This window comes from Streptomyces sp. NPDC037054 (assembly GCF_055606745.1).
The window spans coordinates 517,244-535,457 of record NZ_JBVJSJ010000001.1; the positions used below are offsets into that span (position 1 = coordinate 517,244).

Annotated in this window: 13 protein-coding genes; 5 read left to right on the top strand and 8 right to left on the bottom strand. The window is 71.7% G+C overall.

The window, feature by feature from the left end:
* Positions 1-88: 88 nt before the first annotated feature.
* Positions 89-1,921 carry a phosphoenolpyruvate carboxykinase (GTP) gene (locus ACZ7D7_RS02305; protein ID WP_470821645.1) on the bottom strand — a complete coding sequence of 611 codons (1,833 nt, stop codon included), beginning with the start codon at positions 1,919-1,921 and terminating at the stop codon, positions 89-91.
* A gap of 283 nt (positions 1,922-2,204) precedes the next feature.
* Between ACZ7D7_RS02305 and trhA the strand changes: the two genes are divergently transcribed.
* The 3 genes from trhA (at position 2,205) to ACZ7D7_RS02320 (ending at position 4,223) form a co-directional block, all read left to right on the top strand.
* Positions 2,205-2,918 carry a PAQR family membrane homeostasis protein TrhA gene (trhA, locus tag ACZ7D7_RS02310; protein ID WP_470821647.1) on the top strand — a complete coding sequence of 238 codons (714 nt, stop codon included), beginning with the start codon at positions 2,205-2,207 and terminating at the stop codon, positions 2,916-2,918.
* A gap of 101 nt (positions 2,919-3,019) precedes the next feature.
* Positions 3,020-3,751: a Mut7-C RNAse domain-containing protein gene (locus ACZ7D7_RS02315; RefSeq protein WP_470821649.1), complete on the top strand. Its 732-nt coding sequence runs from the start codon at positions 3,020-3,022 to the stop codon at positions 3,749-3,751.
* A 49-nt stretch (positions 3,752-3,800) separates the two neighbouring features.
* Entirely contained in the window at positions 3,801-4,223 is a 423-nt protein-coding gene (locus ACZ7D7_RS02320) for a hypothetical protein (protein ID WP_470821651.1), read from the top strand.
* Here ACZ7D7_RS02320 and ACZ7D7_RS02325 read toward each other — a convergent pair.
* From ACZ7D7_RS02325 to ACZ7D7_RS02345, 5 genes are all read right to left on the bottom strand, one after another.
* On the bottom strand, positions 4,210-6,615 hold the full coding sequence (locus ACZ7D7_RS02325) for a galactose oxidase-like domain-containing protein (RefSeq protein ID WP_470821652.1): 2,406 nt from the start codon (positions 6,613-6,615) through the stop codon (positions 4,210-4,212). The genes ACZ7D7_RS02320 and ACZ7D7_RS02325 overlap by 14 nt on opposite strands.
* Positions 6,612-7,814, bottom strand: coding sequence for a glycosyltransferase (locus tag ACZ7D7_RS02330; protein ID WP_470821654.1), 1,203 nt, complete (start codon positions 7,812-7,814; stop codon positions 6,612-6,614). Before ACZ7D7_RS02330 ends, ACZ7D7_RS02325 begins: the two co-directional genes overlap by 4 nt.
* On the bottom strand, positions 7,811-9,457 hold the full coding sequence (locus ACZ7D7_RS02335; protein WP_470821656.1) for an ArnT family glycosyltransferase: 1,647 nt from the start codon (positions 9,455-9,457) through the stop codon (positions 7,811-7,813). The genes ACZ7D7_RS02330 and ACZ7D7_RS02335 overlap by 4 nt, the downstream gene beginning before the upstream one ends.
* Positions 9,454-10,782, bottom strand: a complete 1,329-nt coding sequence (locus ACZ7D7_RS02340) for a glycosyltransferase (RefSeq protein WP_470821657.1) — start codon at positions 10,780-10,782, stop codon at positions 9,454-9,456. The genes ACZ7D7_RS02335 and ACZ7D7_RS02340 overlap by 4 nt, the downstream gene beginning before the upstream one ends.
* 210 nt (positions 10,783-10,992) lie before the next feature.
* Positions 10,993-13,023: a thioredoxin domain-containing protein gene (locus ACZ7D7_RS02345; protein ID WP_470821659.1), complete on the bottom strand. Its 2,031-nt coding sequence runs from the start codon at positions 13,021-13,023 to the stop codon at positions 10,993-10,995.
* A 213-nt stretch (positions 13,024-13,236) separates the two neighbouring features.
* Between ACZ7D7_RS02345 and ACZ7D7_RS02350 the strand changes: the two genes are divergently transcribed.
* A complete protein-coding gene (locus ACZ7D7_RS02350; protein ID WP_470821661.1) occupies positions 13,237-16,431 on the top strand; it encodes a tetratricopeptide repeat protein in 3,195 nt (1,064 codons plus the stop codon).
* 10 nt (positions 16,432-16,441) lie between these two features.
* Here the strand turns inward: ACZ7D7_RS02350 and ACZ7D7_RS02355 are convergent, their stop codons facing one another.
* Both ACZ7D7_RS02355 and mca read right to left on the bottom strand, forming a co-directional pair.
* Complete coding sequence (locus ACZ7D7_RS02355) at positions 16,442-16,675, bottom strand: hypothetical protein (protein WP_470821663.1); 234 nt, start codon at positions 16,673-16,675, stop codon at positions 16,442-16,444.
* Positions 16,668-17,549 carry a mycothiol conjugate amidase Mca gene (gene mca, locus ACZ7D7_RS02360; RefSeq protein ID WP_470821664.1) on the bottom strand — a complete coding sequence of 294 codons (882 nt, stop codon included), beginning with the start codon at positions 17,547-17,549 and terminating at the stop codon, positions 16,668-16,670. Before mca ends, ACZ7D7_RS02355 begins: the two co-directional genes overlap by 8 nt.
* A gap of 147 nt (positions 17,550-17,696) precedes the next feature.
* Here mca and ACZ7D7_RS02365 point away from each other — a divergent pair, with 147 nt between their 5' ends.
* The gene (locus ACZ7D7_RS02365; RefSeq protein ID WP_470821666.1) at positions 17,697-18,095 is read left to right on the top strand and encodes a DUF4307 domain-containing protein; all 399 of its coding nucleotides are present in this window, start codon (positions 17,697-17,699) and stop codon (positions 18,093-18,095) included.
* The last annotated feature ends 119 nt before the right edge of the window (positions 18,096-18,214 follow it).

The window sequence follows — 18,214 nt, forward strand, 5'->3', positions numbered from 1 at the left end:
GCCCCGCGGTTCGTGTCCCGCGGCCGGCCCGTGACGATCACTGGTCAGGGCTCCCATCGGGGCCGGCCGCGGGGGTTCTCGGAGGGGATCAGCCCAGGCGCCGCACCAGCGCGCGGTACTCGTCCCACAGTTCCTTCGGCGTGTGGTCGCCGAAGGTGTTGAGGTGCTCGGGGATCAGCGCGGCCTCCTCCCGCCACACCTCCTTGTCGACGGTGAGCAGGAAGTCGAGGTCCTCGTCGGCCAGGTCGAGGCCGTTCGTGTCGAGGGAGCCCTTGGCCGGCAGCACGCCGATCGGGGTCTCGACGCCCTCGGCCCTGCCCTCCAGGCGCTCCACGATCCACTTCAGGACGCGGCCGTTCTCACCGAAGCCGGGCCAGACGAACTTGCCGTCGTCGTTCTTGCGGAACCAGTTGACGTAGTAGATCTTCGGCAGCTTGGACTGGTCCTTGTCCTTGGCGACGTCGACCCAGTGGCCCATGTAGTCGCCCATGTTGTAGCCGCAGAAGGGGAGCATCGCGAAGGGGTCGCGGCGCAGCTCGCCGACCTTGCCCTCGGCGGCGGCGGTCTTCTCGGAGGCGACGTTGGCGCCGAGGAACACGCCGTGGTTCCAGTCGAAGGACTCCGTGACGAGCGGTACGGCGGTGGCGCGGCGTCCGCCGAAGAGGATCGCGGAGATCGGCACGCCCTTGGGGTCCTCCCACTCGGGCGCGATGATCGGGCACTGCGACGCCGGGACGGTGAAGCGGGCGTTGGGGTGCGCTGCCGGGGTGGAGGACTCGGGCGTCCAGTCGTTGCCCTTCCAGTCCGTGAGGTGGGCCGGGGGCTCCTCGGTCATGCCCTCCCACCACACGTCGCCGTCGTCGGTGAGGGCGACGTTGGTGAAGACGGCGTTGCCCCACAGCGTCTTCATCGCGTTGGCGTTGGTGTGCTCACCGGTGCCGGGCGCGACGCCGAAGAAGCCGGCCTCGGGGTTGATCGCGTAGAGGCGGCCGTCCTCGCCGAACCGCATCCAGGCGATGTCGTCGCCGATGGTCTCGACGGTCCAGCCGGAGATCGTGGGCTCCAGCATGGCGAGGTTGGTCTTGCCGCAGGCGGAGGGGAACGCGGCGGCGACGTACTTGGACTCGCCCTGCGGCGGGGTGAGCTTGAGGATCAGCATGTGCTCGGCGAGCCAGCCCTCGTCGCGGGCCATGACGGACGCGATGCGCAGGGCGTAGCACTTCTTGCCGAGCAGGGCGTTGCCGCCGTAGCCGGAGCCGTAGGACCAGATCTCGCGGCTCTCGGGGAAGTGCGAGATGTACTTCGTCTGGTTGCAGGGCCACGGGACGTCCGCCTGGCCGTCGGCCAGCGGGGCGCCGAGGGAGTGCACGGCCTTCACGAAGAAGCCCTCGGAGCCGAGCTCGTCGAGGACCGGCCGGCCCATGCGGGTCATGGTGCGCATGGAGACGGCGACGTACGCCGAGTCGGTGATCTCGACGCCGATCGCGGACAGCGGCGAGCCGAGCGGGCCCATGCAGAAGGGCACGACGTACATGGTGCGGCCGCGCATCGAGCCGCGGAACAGGCCGCCCTCTCCCCCGGAGCCCTGGAAGATCTCCCGCATCTCGGCGGGGGCCTTCCAGTGGTTGGTGGGACCGGCGTCCTCCTCCTTCTCGGAGCAGATGAAGGTGCGGTCCTCGACGCGGGCGACGTCGGTGGGGTCGGACGCGGCGTAGTAGGAGTTGGGGCGCTTGATCGGGTCGAGTTTGCGGAAGGTGCCCTTCTCGACGAGCTCCTCGCACAGTCGCTCGTACTCGGCCTCGGATCCGTCGCACCAGACCACGGCGTCCGGCTGCGTCAGTTCGGCGATCTCGTTGACCCACGAGATCAGTTCCTGGTGGTTGGTGGGGACGACGGAGGGAGCCGCGATGTCGCGCGCCACGATTGCTCCTAAATGAGGGATTTTTTGGTTGGAGGCCCCGTGGGGGCTGCGACCCGGATGCTTCACGGTTCAACCTATGGCGCTCATCCGGTGCCGACCGCACTCATTTGATCATCCGACGAGAGCGCCCATATGTCCAGAGGGGCTCACAGGTGAGCGGAGTGAGCATCGCCACTCCACTCGATGTTTTCCGAGCGTCACCGCACCCTCACCGGCGGTGTTCCCCGCCGCCAACCCCATCCGCGAACGCTTGACTTACGCCCCCGTAGGTACGATGAAGCGCATGACAGCGTCCGCTCCCGACGCGCGCTCGGAGTCGTCGGCCGCCGGCCACGGCCCCGTCGCGCTCTCCCTCCCGCACCCCGCCAAGCCCAAGCTCAGGGGCTGGCTGCACCTCGGCATGTTCCCGGCGGCCCTCGTCGCCGGCCTGGTGCTCACCGCCTTCGCCCCGTCCCCCCGCGCCCGCATCGCCTGCGCGGTATACGCCCTGACGGCATGCCTTCTGTTCGGCGTGAGCGCGCTCTACCACCGGGGCGACTGGAGCCCGCGCATGGACGGCATCCTGCGCCGGCTCGACCACGCCAACATCTTCCTGATCATCGCGGGCACGTACACGCCGCTGACCCTGCTGCTCCTGCCGGACGCGAAGGGCCGGTGGCTGCTGTGGGGCATCTGGGGCGCCGCCGCCGCGGGCATCCTCTTCCGCGTGTTCTGGGTCGGCGCGCCCCGCTGGCTCTACACGCCCTGCTACATCGCCATGGGCTGGGCGGCCGTCTTCTTCCTGCCGGACTTCATGCGGGCCGGCGGCATCGCCGTCCTCGTCCTGGTGATCGTCGGCGGCCTGCTCTACAGCGCGGGCGGCGTCATCTACGGCCTCCAGCGGCCCAACCCGTCCCCGCGCTGGTTCGGCTTCCACGAGGTCTTCCACTCGCTCACCCTGGCCGCGTTCATCACGCACTACGTGGGGATCTCCCTGGTGGCGTACCAGCACGGCTGACCGGCACGGCCGACCGGCCCGCCCGAGCAACGCGGCCGGCGGTCCCGCCCGCCCGGGAAAAGCACCGGCCGGGCCCACGGCCCCCGTGTCATCCTGACCGGGTGAACCGTCCGGAGATCCACGTCGAATTCGCCGCCGAGCTGCACCTGTTCGTGCCGGGCGAACGCCGTCGCGGCGCCACCGCGCTGCACACCGACGGCGTCTCGACCCTCGGCCACGTCGTCGAGTCCCTCGGCGTCCCGCTCACCGAGGTCGGCGCCCTCGTCGTCGACGGCCGCGAGGTGCCCGTGTCGCACGTCCCGGCGGACGGCGAGTCGGTGAGCGTACGCACCGTCGAGCGCCCCCAGGAAGTCCCCGGCGCCCCGCTGCGCTTCCTCCTCGACGTGCACCTCGGCACGCTCGCCCGCCGGCTGCGGCTGCTCGGCGTGGACACCGCCTACGAGTCCACCGACATCGGCGACCCGGCGCTCGCCGCCCGTTCCGCCGCCGAGCAGCGCGTCATGCTCAGCCGCGACCGGGGCCTGCTGCGCCGCCGCGAACTGTGGGCCGGCGCCTTCGTCTACAGCACCCGCCCCGACGACCAGCTCCAGGACGTCCTGGACCGCTTCCGGCCCGAGCTGCGCCCCTGGACGCGGTGCACCGCCTGCAACGGCCTGCTGCGCCAGGCGTCCAAGGAGGAGGTCGCCGACCAGCTCAAGGGCGGCACCCAGCGGTCCTACGACGTGTTCGCGCAGTGCCGGGAGTGCGGGCGCGCCTACTGGAAGGGCGCGCACCACGACCAGCTGGAGGCCATCGTGGAACGCGCCGTGGGCGGCCGTACTCAGGGGAGCTGAGTAGCCGGGCCGATGCCCCGGCCGCCGTCGGCGCGGTCTGCTGGGCGGCATGGACACCACCGCCGTACGCGCCGCCGACGCCACCGACACCCCTACCCGCGCCGCCGACGCCGCCGAGCCCTCAGCCACCGACGCCCGCGCCGCCGGCCCCCGCGCTGCCGGGCCCGACCCGGACTCGCGGGCGGTGACCCGACTGGCCGCGGCCGGGCTCGCCCTGCTGCTCCCGTTCTCCTTCGCCGCGTGGTTCCTCGTCCTGGCGAGCGAGCGCGGCACCCGCTGCCTGATGTACGGCGAGGGCTGCTCCCCCGTGCCCGGCGACCTGCTGTGGGCCTTCTTCTGTGTCGCCCTGGGCTCGGGCGTCCTCGCGCTGACCTGGCCCCGCGCCCAGTGGAGGTCCGCCAGGCGCGGGATCGTCGGCGTGCAGTGGGGTGCCCAGCTGCTGCTCGTCGCGCTGATCCTCAGCGGCGCCTGAGGTCCCCCTTTCCGCAGGCCACGCCGTCGCCGTCGCGGTCCAGGCGCAGCGGGTCGTCCTTGCCGTTGACCTCCAGGCGGCCGTACTCGTGCTGCTTCAGCCAGGCGCAGCGGGCGGCGGTCGTCCTCTTCACGTCGGCGGGGAAGGCGGTCGGCACGCAGACGTTGGCGGAGCCGTAGTGCCGGTCGCAGCCGGAGACCTCGGGGCCGACGGGATGCGAGGCGCGCTTCCTGCCGGGGCCGGTCACCTTGCCCTGCGGGGCGTCGGCGAAGGAGTGGACGTGCGCGGAGGCGTCCGCCGCGCCGAGCGCCTCGGGTCCCTTCAGGTGGATCCACTTCGCCACCGACGGCACGCCGTTCGCGTCGACCGCGAAGAGCATGTACCAGCCGGGCGGCGCCAGGTCGGGGTTGCTCGTGACGTTCAGGTCGACGTTGTCGCCGTCCACCGACAGCGGCAGGTCCACGAACCGCTGGTTCGGGTCGGAGGAGTGCGTGACGGCGGCCGGGCGGATCAGCTCGGCCTTGGCGATGGGCCGGTCCACGGTGATGCGCTGGGTGTCGCCGTAGGTCCACTCGGTGTCGATCACGGAAGTGATCGTCGGGCGCGCGCCCTTGAACAGGTACGGCGGGCTGTAGACGGACACGTTGTGGTTCCAGGAGCCGTTGCCCGGGTTGTCGCCGGTCGTCATCACGCGGCCGTCGGGCAGCAGGAACGCCGAGGAGTGGTAGCCGCGGGCCTCCGGGTCGGCGGCGACCGGGTCGAAGGTCTCGGTCTCGGGGTCGAAGACCGACGACTCGAACACCGGGTCGGCCCGGTTGTGCAGGGCGCCCCCGGTCTCCAGGACCTTGCCGTCGGGCAGCAGCACCGCGGAGAGGTACATCTTGCCCTGGCCGCCGGTCTGCGGGACGGGCCCGTTGCCGAGGTCGACGGTGCCCTGCGGGATGGGCGGGCCGGCGACGTACTGCGGGTTCGGCTGCTTGAGGTCGATGATGTCGGTGAGCCGGTTGGCCTCCGGGTTGGAGTCGATGTTGCCGCCGCCGAGGGTGAGGACCTTCTGGTCCTGCGCCGGGGGCAGCAGCACGCTCGCCGACTGGTCCCGCTCGTCCTTGTTCCGCAGGCCGGGCACCTCGGTGATGGTGTTGGCGTCGTAGTCGTAGATCGCCGAGCCGGTGCCGGGGATGTTGTTGCCGAAGACGTGGCTGCCCGAGTAGAAGAGGCGGCCGTCCTGCATGAGGATCATCGACGGGTACAGGCCCCAGTACGACCAGGTCTGGTTGACCTGCCAGGTCGGCAGCCAGCGTTGCTGCGTTTGCGACCAGCGGTCGGCGGTGACCGAGCCGGTGGAGTCCTCCTTCAGGCCGCCGAAGGACAGCACGTCGCCGTTGCCGAGGATCGTCGCCGACGGGTACCAGTGGCCGTCGTTCATGTCGTTGGTCTTCGTGTAGGTCTCGGTCTCCGGGTCGAAGACGTACGAGTCCTTGTAGCCCTGGTAGCCGACGGTGCCGTCGGCGGACGGGTAGCCCTTGTTGCCGCTCATGACGAGCACCCGGCCGTCCTGGAGCTGGACGTGCCCGGCGCAGAACATGTCCTTCGGCGTCGGGATCACCTTGTAGCCGCCGTTCGCCGGGTCGTAGACGGCCGAGGTGAAGGTGCCCGCCTCGAACTGCTCGGGGTCGTTCCCGGAACCGGCGATGAGCAGCACCTTGCCGTTGTGCAGGACGACGGAGTGCATCGAGCGGACCGGGTTCTGCGCGGGCAGCACCTGCCAGCTGCCGTTCGCGCACTGCTCGGCGGTGCCGGTGCAGCCGGCCGGCGGCAGCGGCTCGGTGACCTGCTCCATCGTGTAGTCGTCGGTGGTGACGGAGCCGGTGCCGTAGACGGAGACGCCCCAGCTGATGCGGTCGGTGCCGGCCGGCACCTCGGGGGTGCGGACGGTCGCCGCGGTCCAGGCGGCGGCCGTCTGCAGCGTCTTGAGGTCGGTCCAGTACTGCCAGCCGGCCGTGGTGTCGTGCCGGAACAGGGTGACGTTGACGTCCGGGGTCGTCGACTTGTACCAGAGCGACAGGTCGTACTGCTTGCCGACGGTGACCACCGGCGCGCAGGCCGCGGACTCGGTGACGAGCGCCTTGCGGTCGCCGTCGACGCGGCGGGTCAGCTCGACCTTCATGGCCTTTGCGCCGGAGTGGGCGTCGCCGGTGGTGGTGAAGGTGTAGTCGTTGTCGCCCCAGCCGGACTTGGACCAGCACTCCGGCATGTCGCCGGTGCCGGCCGTCTCGAAGCCGGGGTTCTTGATCAGGTTGGCGGCGGACGCGGTCTGGGGTGCGGTCAGCAGCAGGCCGCCGGTGAGGGCGGCGACGGCCAGGAAGGCGGTCGATCTGCGGCGTCTGTTCACACGGCTCTCCTCGCTGTGCGGCTCCCGCGTGCGGGGGCCCCGCCCCGGCGCGGCAGATAGACGAGCGCTTCCGTGCCCAGGAAGCGCAGGACGAACGTCGTCACCAGCGCGAGCGCGGTGGCGGGCAGCGCGGCCATGCCGAACGTGCCGACCAGCAGCGCGATGAGCGGGATGCGCACGAGCAGGTCGGCGTTGGCGAGCAGCGCGAACCGGGCGGTCCGGTCGGCCCAGTGCCGGTGGTACCGCCGTTCGCGGAACAGCAGCTTCTCGATGAGCAGGAAGTTCCAGGCCACGCCGAACTGGTTGGCGACGATCTCGGCGGGCAGGTAGTGCAGCCCGGCCTCGGTCAGCGCCCACAGCGCGCCCAGGTTGGGCACGAACCCGGTCAGCCCGATCAGCCCGAACACGACCATGCGGGCCAGTGGGGAGGAGGTGCGCAGTCCGGCGAGGTGGCGCAGGAAGCGGATGCCTTCCGCGGCCGTCGACTTGGACTCGCCGGCGAAGCGGTCCTGGAAGACGAACGGCACCTCGGTGACCGTGCGCGGGCGGCTGCGGACGGCGAGTTCCAGGAGGATCTTGTAGCCGAGGGGTTTGAGGACGTCGGCGGTGACGGCGCTGCGCCGGATCGCGAAGAAGCCGCTCATCGGGTCGCTGATGCCGCGCAGCCGGCGCGGGAACAGGGATTTCGTCAGCCAGGTCGCCGCGCGGGACACGGCGACGCGGTAGCTGCCGGCGAGTCCGGCGCGGCTGCCGCCCTTGATGTAGCGGGAGGCGACGACGAGTCCGGCGCCCGCCCGCTCGCCGGTCGCCACCAACTCCGGGACGAGGGAGGGCGGGTGCTGGCAGTCACCGTCCATGACGACGATCCAGTCCGACCCGGCCGCCTTGATGCCCTCCACGACCGCCCCGCCGAGCCCGCCGACCGGCTCCTCGCGGTGCAGCACGGTCACGGGGAACGGGCAGTCCTGCGCGGCGGCCCGGATCACGTCGGGGGTGTCGTCGGTGGAGTCGTCCACGAAGACGACCTCGCAGGGCAGCCGGCCCGGCACGGACTCGGTGATCCGGCGCAGCAACTGGCCCACGTTCGCCGACTCGTTGAACGTCGGTACGACGATGGTGACGGCGCCCGGCTCGGGGATCTCGGCGGCCTGGACGGCCGGGTCCCCCAACTCGCCGGGCACGATGGACTCCTGGCTCATCGCCTGCCTCCGGTGGTCTCGACCCGACGGATCTCGATGCGGTCCTCGCCGGTGCCGAACACGGCGACCGGCTCCGAGTGCTCGATGGCCGCCCGGACGTTGGGCAGGTCCACCGCGTCGCGCCGTACGGTCGGGGAGGCGACGACGTAGTCGATGTCGCGCCAGCCGCGCGGCATGGTCTTCGTCACCGCGGGGTCGAGGTCGGCCTTGTAGAACCAGATGGCGCCGAGCCCGGGCCGGTACCCGGCGTGCACCAGGTCGAGCCACATCGCGTCGTCCACCAGTACCCGGGTCTCCGCCGGGTCGCGGACCTCGGTGGACAGCCATTGGGAGGCGGCCCGGTAGGGGGCGTTGGCGTCCTCGGTGAGCGCGGTGCGGTTCCCGTCGTACCAGCGGGGCACGACGTAGGCGCCGGCGGCGACCGCGAGGACGGCGGCGAGGGCGTACCGGCCGCTGCGCACGTACCGCGTCTCGGTCGCGGAGCGCCGTTTGCGCAGCACCGCGTGGGCGACGCTCGCGGTGCCGCCCGCGAGGACGAGGGCGAGGAACGGCAGGGCCTGGATGACGTACATCGCGGGCAGGTAGCCATGGGGCCGCAGGGCCAGCGCGGCGAGGATCGCCACGGTGAGGGCGGGTCCGGCGAGCGCGCGTGCGGTGACGGACCAGCGCCAGGTCGCGAGCAGCAGCAGGGCGCCGGCGAGTCCGCCGAGGGGCAGCACGCGGTCGTAGTAGAGCCACGACCGGAGCACTCCGTGGGAGCCGGACCCCTGATCCAGGATGAAGCCCGAACCCGGCCTGGTCATCTGGTACTTGACGCCGTCCCACAGGGAGACGTGTCCGCCGCCGGGCAGCAGCTCGCCCTTGAGGAGGGCGAAGAGCGGGTACGACAGTCCGATCAGGGCGCAGGCCGTGACGGCGCCGGTGACCGCGAACTTGCGGGTGTCGCTGTGGCTGTGCCGCCACATCGTGACGAGCAGGGCGGGCAGGACGACGAGCATCGTCTCCTTGGTGAGGACCGCGGTGGCGGCGGCGATGCCCGCGCCGAAGTGGTGCCACAGGTGACGGCTCGGGGAGGCGGCGAGGGTGAACGCGAGCAGCGTCCACATCACCGCGAGGTTGTCGAGGAAGATCTCGCGCTGGAGGACGACCGACAGCGGCGACAGGCCGAACAGCAGCATGCCGAGTCCGGCGGCCCAGCGGGGCAGCGCGAGGCGGCGGCCCAGCACGTAGACGAGGACCGCGCTGACGGCGCTGACCAGCAGCATCACCAGGCGCATGGAGCCGACGGTCATCGACTCGGGGCTGAGCTGGGCGGGGATCCAGGTGAGCAGGGCTATCTGGATCCAGCCGAGCGGCGGGTGGTCGTACCAGTAGGTGTAGTGGGCGAGGCCCTCGCCCTGCTGGACGGCCCAGGCCTGGGCGAGGTAGGTGCCCTCGTCGTCGCTGAGGGTCGGGTAAGCGGCGATGTTCCAGCCCTGCACGAGCATGATCGCCACGAGGAGCACGCCGCACAGGACCAGGTCGGAGCGGGACGAGCGCAGCCGCCCGGGAGGCCCGGGCCGGCGGTGCCGGCCGGTGTCGGACACAGGTGGGCGCTGCGCGGGGACCGTGTCCGTGGTCACCGCGGGAAGAGTGGAGGTCACGCGGGAACGTCCTCTCGGATCTCTCGGATCTCTCGGTTCTCGCGGTTCTCTCGGTTCTCGCGGGCCGCTTCGCTCGTTCCGGCTCCGGCGCCGGCGAGGTGCGCGCCGACGTGCGTCGTCAGCTCCCAGTCGTTGCGTCCGCGGTGCTCGCGCCACACGGCGCGGACGGCGGCGCCGGCGAGGAGGACCTGGTAGAAGGGGCCGCCGACGACGAGTTTCAGGTAGTGCGGCAGGCGCACCCTGAGCCCGTACTGCTTGCCGAAGTCGTGCAGGCCGACGATCTCGAAGACGAACGTGACCAGGGCGGTGACGGCGGGCAGGAAGGTGAGGAACGCGACGCCGACGGGCACGTCCACGAACAGCGCGATCGCCACGTTGAGCGGGATGATCACGCCGGAGAAGGCCTGGAGGAACGGCGTCATGAGGGTGTAGCGGGCGAGCAACCGCTGCCCAAAACCCGGCAGTTGCTTCCAGTCCTTCTTCCGGTAGACCTGGAGGAAGCCCTGGTTCCAGCGGGTGCGCTGCTTCAGCAGCGACATCAGCGAGCCCGGCGTCTCCTCCCGGGTCACCATGTCGGAGTCGTAGGCGACGACGACCTTCTTGCCGACGCTGGACAGCCGTACGCCCAGGTCGCAGTCCTCGGCGAGGCAGTCGGGGTCCCAGCCGCCGGCCTCGCGCAGCACGTCCGTGCGGACGAAGACGGTGTTGCCGCCGAGCGGGATGAACCCCTTCTGCGCGTGCAGGTGCAGCCGGGAGCGGAACCAGAAGAAGTACTCCAGGCAGTTGCGCAGGCTGTACCAGCTGGAGTGGAAGTTGATCAGCTGCACGCCGCCCTGCACGACGTCGGCGCCGGTGGTGCGGAAGGCGTGGTCGACGTGGGCGAGGAGTTCGGGGTGGACCTGGTCCTCGGCGTCGAAGACCCCGACGACGTCGCCGCGGCAGTGCGGCAGCGCCGTGTTCATCGCCTTCGGCTTGTTCTTCTTCTCGTGGGTGTCGACGACGACGCGGACGCGCGGGTCGCGCGCCGCCGCGTGCTCGGCGACCGCGGTGGTCTCCGGGTCGTCGTGGCCGACGATCACGATGATCTCGTAGTCGGTGTGGCTGGACTCCAGCAGCCGCTGGATCGTGTGGTCGAGCACGGCCTGTTCGTGCCGTGCGGGCAGCAGCAGCGAGAACGACACGTGCTCGTCCCCGTCCGGTCTGCTGAACCGGGTGGACGCGAGCACCTCGGGCGTACGCCACGCGTGCATCTGCCACCACAGGGTGAACGCCGCCATCCAGAACAAGGCGAGCGAGACGACGGCGATGAAGACAGACGTCAGCAAACAGATCCCCCCAGATCCCAGTTCCCCCCACGCGACGGAGCGCGGATGCGCCCCCATCCGCCGCGTGCTGTGCAGAGATTAGGGGGGAACTATGAAGCGTGGGAGCTGTTCCGATAAATAGCGTGTTTCGTAACGGGGTGGCGACTAGCGGGAGTTAACCGAACAGCCGCCCAATCTGGGCATGCCGTACCGCACCGTCCGGCGTAGTCGTCATCCGCCCAGTGCGGTACGCAGCCGCTCCGGGTCGGTCGTCGGAGCGTCACACGTGAAGTTACGGCAGACGTACGCCGCCGGTTCACCGCCGACCAGCGGCCGGTCCGCGAGCAGCGGGAACTCGTCGCTGCCCGGCGTGCCCGCCGCGACGACCGCGCCCGGCGCCGTGCCCAGCAGCGCCGTGCGGTGCAGGGTACGGGTGCCGGAGTCGTCCAGGGCCGGGCCGACGACGGCGATCTCGCGGGGCCCGTCCAGGGCGGCCTCGGCCACGGCCAGACCCCAGCCGATGAAGCGCGGGACGCGCGGGCCGAGCGCCTTCACCACGCCCAGGGCCCGCTCGGCGGCGGTGCGGTGCGGCTCGGAGCCGGTGTGCGCGGCGTAGCTCAGCAGCGCGCCCGCCGCGGCGGTCCAGCCGGACGGCGTGGCGTTGTCGGTGGGGTCCTGCGGCCGGCGGATCAGGCGCTCGGCGTCGGACGCCGTGTCGTACAGCGCGCCGGAGTCGTCCGCGAAGCGGACCAGGACGTGGTCCAGGAGGAACCCGGCGAACTCCAGCCAGACGCCCTCACCGGTGACGGAGGCCAGCGCGAGGAAGCCCTCGGCGACGTCGGCGTAGTCCTCCAGCACGCCCGCGTTGGCGCCGGCGCGGCCGTCCTTGCTGGTGCGGGAGAGGCGGGCCTGCTCGTCCAGGTGCAGCCGGACCAGCAGGTCGGCGGCGGCGACGGCGGCCTCGACAAGGTCGGGCCGGTCGAAGTAGAGGCCGGTCTCGGCGAGCGCGGCGATCGCCAGGCCGTTCCAGGCGGCGACGACCTTGTCGTCCCGGCCGGGCGCGGGCCGCTCCGCGCGCGCCGCGAGCAGACGCGCCTTCACGGACTCGACCTTCTCGGCGTCGAACACACTGTCCTGCTGCGGCAGTTGCAGCACCGACTGGCCGTGCTCGAAAGTGCCCTCCTCGGTCACGCCGAAGTACTGCGCGGCGAGTCCGGCGTCGTCGTCCCCGAGGACGTCCCTGAGCTGCGCGGGAGTCCACACGTAGTAGGCGCCCTCGACGTGCTTGCCGCTGCCGTCGTCGCTGTCGGCGTCGAGCGCGGAGGCGAACCCGCCCTCGGCGGTGCGCAGTTCCCGCACCATGAAGTCGGCGGTCTCCAGCGCGACGCGCCGCGCGAGCTCCGAGCCGGTGGAGCGCCACAGGTGCGCGTAGACACGGCACAGCAGGGCGTTGTCGTACAGCATCTTCTCGAAGTGCGGCACGACCCACTCGCGGTCCACGGAGTACCGGGCGAAGCCGCCGCCGAGCTGGTCGTAGATCCCGCCGCGCGCCATGCGTTCACAGGTGTCGGCGGCCATCTGCAGGGCGCCCTCCGCGCCGGTGCGCGCGTGGTGGCGCAGCAGGAACTCGACCACCATGGACGGCGGGAACTTCGGCGCCCCGCCGAACCCGCCGCGCTGCTGGTCGTACTCCCGGGTCAGGCCGAGCAGCGCCTGCGCCAGCTCCTGCTCGCCGGGCACCTGCGCGTCCCCGTAGGACAGTTCCCGCCCGGCCAGGTCCCGCACGATCTTCCCGGCGACCTCGGCGACCTCCTCGCGCCGGTCGGTCCACGCCGCGTGCACGCCCTCCAGCACCTGCCGGAACGACGGCATGCCGTGCCGGGCCTCGGGAGGGAAGTACGTGCCGAAGTAGAACGGCTCGGCGTCCGGCGTGAGGAACACCGTCATGGGCCACCCGCCCTGCCCGGTCGCCGCCTGCACGGCCTCCATGTAGACGGCGTCCACGTCGGGACGCTCCTCGCGGTCGACCTTGACGCTGACGAAGTGCGCGTTGAGGTAGTCGGCGGTGGCCTGGTCCTCGAAGGACTCGTGGGCCATGACGTGGCACCAGTGGCACGCGCTGTAGCCGACGCTCAGGAGCACGGGGACGCCGCGCCGCCGGGCCTCTTCGAACGCGTCGGTCTCCCACGGCCACCAGTGCACGGGGTTGTCCGCGTGCTGGAGGAGGTACGGGGACGTGGCCTGCGCAAGTCGATTCGCCATACCCCCATCCTTGCGCACCGGCGTCCCGAAACCGCGCCGTCAGCGCCCTGCCTTCGGATGCACACCGACGTCACACCGGGCCGTATCACTGCCAGGGCCGGGGCACCTGGCGGCCGCCCGCCCGACTCCCCCGCGCCGGTGCCCTCCCCAAACCGCCACGTCCGCAGCACACTTGATGTTCGGTTCAACCGTCGGCGCCAGAGGGGGAATGGCATGCGGGACAGTCATCGGGCGGACGCGGAGCGGCTGCTCGGACGGGCGGTCGAGGAGGAAGTGCGCCGCTCGGGCGGCAGACTCGACGGGAACGTCCTGCTGTCGCGGGCCCGCGGCTCCCTCGACGCGATGGCGCAGACCGCCGCCGAGGAGTACGCCGCCTACACCCGCGCCCTCGACGAGGTGGCGGCGGGCCGGCTCACCCTGCGCGAGCGCTTCGCCCGTGAGGGCGGCGCCACCCCGTTACTGGTGGCCGGCGTCGCGGCGGCCACGGCCACCGTCGCCGACCTGGCGCTGGGCACCGGCACCGGCACCGCGCTCGGCGCCGGGGTGACCGTCGGCGTCGTGGGCGCCGCGGCGACGGTCGTGAAGGTGGTCGGCACCCACCTGCCCGCCGCGCACCACCGCGCGGGCGCCGCGAGCCAGCCCGGCGGGCCGGAACAGCTGAGGCTGCAGTGGCTGACGGCGCTGGAGGTGCGCGGCATCCGGCCGTTCCTCGACCAGCAGCGGATGCTGAGCGCGTCCACCGGCCCGAAGAAGACGGCCGGACCGCAGCTGCGCGGCACCGACAAGAGCGCGGCGGCCCGCGGCCGGAACGTCCTGGCCCAGTCCTTCGCACAACTCCCCGAGCCCGCAGGGGCGTTCGCCGGGCGGCGGCAGGAGATGGCCCGCATCCGGCAATGGGTGCAGGCCGCCCGCGCGAGCACCGAGACCCGGCCGACGGTCGTCGTGCTGCACGGCGCGCCCGGCAGCGGCCGCACCGCCCTCGCGGTGCGCGCCGCCCACGACCTGAAGGACCACTTCCGCGGCGCGTGCGTCGTCGACCTGCGCGGCGACAGCCCGCAGGAGCCGCCGCTGCCCACCCGGGACGCCCTGCTGCACCTGCTGAACCGGCTCGGCGCACCCCGCGAGCAGCTCCTGTTCCGGGAACGCTCCTCCCCGGACCAGCAGGTCAAACGGCTCAGCGAGCTGTACCACCAGCACCTGACCGGCCTGCCCGTCACCATCGTCCTGGACGACGCCTCGGACCCCGAGCAGGTCCGCACCCTCGTCCCCGAGCGTTCCGACAGCCTCGTCCTCGTCACCGCCCGTCACCCCCTCGCCCTGCCGGCCGACCTGCCCGCCCGCGTCCACGAACTCCCCGTCGAACCCCTGGACGCGGCCGGTTCCGAGGAACTGCTCGCCGCCGCCGCACAGGACGACTCCGGGCCGTACGACACCGAGTCCGCCGACCGCATCCGCGAGCTGTGCGGCGGGCTGCCGCTCGCCCTGCGCACCGCCGGGTCCGCGCTGGGCCCCCGCTCACCGCGCCGCCTCGCCTCCGACCTCGGCGCCTACGGCCCCGTGGAGCCGGTCGAGCGGGCCCTGTGGCTGCGCTACGGCGACCAGTCCGAGACCGCGCGGCGGCTGCTGCGCCGCCTGGCGCTCGCCGGCCGCACCTCGCTCGGTGCCGCTGCCGCCGCCGCGCTGCTCGCCACCGACGAGACCGAGGCGAGGCGCCGGCTGGCTGAGCTGTCCCGGGCCGGCCTCATCGACCAGGTGCGCGGCGACCGGTACCGGCTGCACGACCTGGTGCGGACCTTCGCCCAGGCCCGCCTCCTCGACGAGGAGGACCCCGCGGAGCGCACGGCCGCGCAGGAACGCCTGATCGTCAACTACGCCGACCTCGCCGACTCCGTGCTGCGCCTGGTCGACGGCAACATGTCCACCCGCTCCGACCGCTTCGGCTCGCACGGCTTCACCTCCCTCGACGAGGCGCTGCGCTGGCTGGACGACGAGTCGAGCTTCATCACGGCCGCCCTGCGGCACGCCGAGGGCGTCGACCAGGCGGCCGTACTGAACCTGCTGGGCGCGCTGTGCGACTACTGCCTGCTGCGCGGCGACCTGTACCGGCTGGGCGAGATCAGCGAGCTGGCCCAGTCCGTCGACCAGGGCCTGCTGGTCCGCTCCGTGCAGTGGCGCACCGGCATCGCGGCCCGCCAGCTCGGCGAGCTCGACAAGGCCCGCACCACCCTCACCTCCGTCGTCGACCTCTACATGGAGGCCCACCACGACGCGGGCGCGGCCCGTGCCCTGTGCTCCCTCGGCATCACGCTGCACCACCAGGGCAATCTGACCGAGGCGGCGGCGAAGCTGCGCGAGGCCCTCGACCTCCAGGCCTCCCCCGAGCTGGCCACCGACCGGGCGTGGACGATGCACGCGCTGGCCGCCGTGGAACGCGACCGGGCCCGCCTCGCCGAGGCCCTCGCCCTGCTCACCGAGTCGCTGGTGCTGCACCGCGCGGGCGAGTCCGTGCACGGCCAGGCCTGGGCCCACTACCAGCTCGGCCAGCTGGGGCTGCGCATGGGCGACGTGCCGCGCGCCGAGTCCGAGCTGCGCACGGCCCTCGACCTGTACGGCCGCACCCGCGACGCCCGCGGCGAGGCCTGGGCGCTGACCCAGCTGGCGCGGGCCCGCCTGGTCGACGGCGACGCGGCACCGGCGGTGGAGGAGCTGCGGCGCGCGGCGGCCCGGCACCGCGACAACGAGGACGCGCGCGGCGAGGCCTGGACGCTCTACTACCTGGGCCAGGCCCTGGAGGAGACCGGCGACCTGGGCCGGGCGGTGCGCGAGCTGGAACGCTCCCGCCAGATGTTCTCCCGCATGCGCGACGTGTACGGCCTGGCCTGCGCCCGGCACCACTCGGCGCGCGTCACCCGCGACCAGCGGGCGGCGCAGACGGGTTCCCTGCGGAACTCGGGCTTCGCCCGCCAGCTCCTCGTCGACGCCCGCGCCGACTTCCAGCGCATCGGCGTCGCCCACGGCGAGGCGTGGACCTGTCTGGAGCTGGCGGTGGTCGACGCGGGCAACGCGCGCACGCAGCAGGCGCTGACGCTGTGCGACGAGGCGGCGGCGCTGTTCGCCTCGTACGGGGATCTGCGGGGCGGCGACTGGGCCCGCTTCCTGCGCTGCACCCTGCTGCCGTTCGCGGCGCCGGGCGGCGTCGAGGTCGGCACGGCGGTCGCCCAGGAGGAACTGGCGCAGCTGAGCCGCGCGACGCACCCGCTGCGCGACCCGAAGCTCGACGACTGCGCCGACGCGTACCAGCTCCTGCTCGAACGCGGCATCAGCCTCGAAGCGGGCTGGCAGCCCTGGCGCCTGGGCATGACCCCGTCCCGCCACGCGAGGGAGGTGATGGGGGTTCCGGTGCCCTAGGCACCCAGCCTCAGCCCTTGTCGGCGTCCCCCCGCCGGGAGGCCTCCGCGTCGTCGCCCTCCGCGAAGTCGACCTTCGCCATGTGCCGGTTCATGGACTTCATCAGGCCCCACACGGCCAACGCCATCACCGCGAACACGATGAACCCGAGAACCCCGGGCGTCACCTTGTCCTCGTCCACCTCCGCCGCGAGGGAGACGAGATGCGTCATTGCCTGGCTTGCGCTTGCGCTCATGTCAGGCATTGTCGCGGATGCCCGCGAAGAGGTCGTCCTCGGGGAGGGACGTCGCCACGAGAGACTTCGCCAGCTCGTACTCCTCCGTGGGCCAGACCTCCTTCTGGACGTCCATCGGGACCCGGAACCAGCCCCCGTCCGGATCGATCTGCGTCGCGTGCGCGATCAGCGCCTTGTCACGGATCTCGAAGAAGTCCGCGCACGGCACGTGCGTCGTGATCGTCCGCTCCTTGCGCTCGAACTCGTCCCAGCGCTTGAGCCACTCCTCGTACGGCGACTCCAGCCCCCGGTCCAGCATCGCCTGGTGCAGCGCCTCGGTGCGGGGCCGGTTGAAGCCCTGGTTGTAGTACACCTTCAGCGGCTGGTACGCCGGTCCGAACTCCGCCTCCGGGTACTTCTCGGTGTCGGCCGCACCCTCGAACGCCACCATCGTGATCTTGTGGGTCATGATGTGGTCGGGGTGCGGATAACCGCCGTTCTCGTCGTAGGTGGTGATCACCTGGGGACGGAAGGACCGGATCTGCTTCACGAGCTCGCCGGCCGCCTTGTCGACGTCCTCCAGCGCGAAGCAGCCCTCGGGCAGCGGCGGCAGCGGGTCGCCCTCGGGCAGCCCCGAGTCGACGAAGCCGAGCCACTCCTGCTTCACGCCGAGGATCTCGCGGGCCTCGTCCATCTCCTTCTTGCGTACCTCGTGGATGTTCTCCTCGATGTAGGTGTCGCCCTGGAGCTTGGGATTGAGGATGGAGCCGCGCTCCCCGCCCGTGCAGGTCACCACCAGCACGTCCACCCCCTCGGACACGTACTTCGCCATGGTGGCCGCGCCCTTGCTCGACTCGTCGTCGGGGTGGGCGTGGACGGCCATCAGTCGCAGCTGGTCAGTCAAGACTCAAATCCTCAGTCAGTCGGCGCCCGTGTGCGTCGGCGCAATCGGCGGCTTCTATAGTGACCGAATCGGGGGGTGAATAATTCCGGGGTACGACTCCGGGGCCCCTTTCGGGACAACTGTCCCGTTCCTGCCGAGAGGACGATCATGAGTACGGCGAGCACGCGACCGCCCGAGGGCCGTTACGGCCGCGCCTCGGCGGACCGCGACGACCGCACGCTCAAGATCGTCGGTGCCGTGCTCGGCGCCGCCCTGCTCGCCCTGATCGGCTACTTCGCGTACTACTACGTCGGCCAGAACAAGATCAGTGGTGAAATGATCAAGTTCGACACCTCGAAGGACTCGGTGACGGTCCACCTGGAGGTCCGCAAGGACGCCGGCGTGAGCGGCTACTGCACCGTGCGCTCGCAGGCGGAGAACGGCGCCGAGGTGGGCCGCGCGGACTTCCGCTTCGAGGGCGACGCCACCCGGATCGACAAGGTCGTCACGCTTCGTACGACCTCGCCGGGCACGACGGCGGAGCTGCTCGGCTGCCACGCCGACTGATCGGGCCGTCGATCAGTCGCAATCCGCAGGGTCTGACCTGCGTTGACGTGATTCTGATCGCTTATGTCCTCCCCCTTTGGGCAGGGAATTGTTAGGCTCGTGGTTTCGCCCTTCCATGA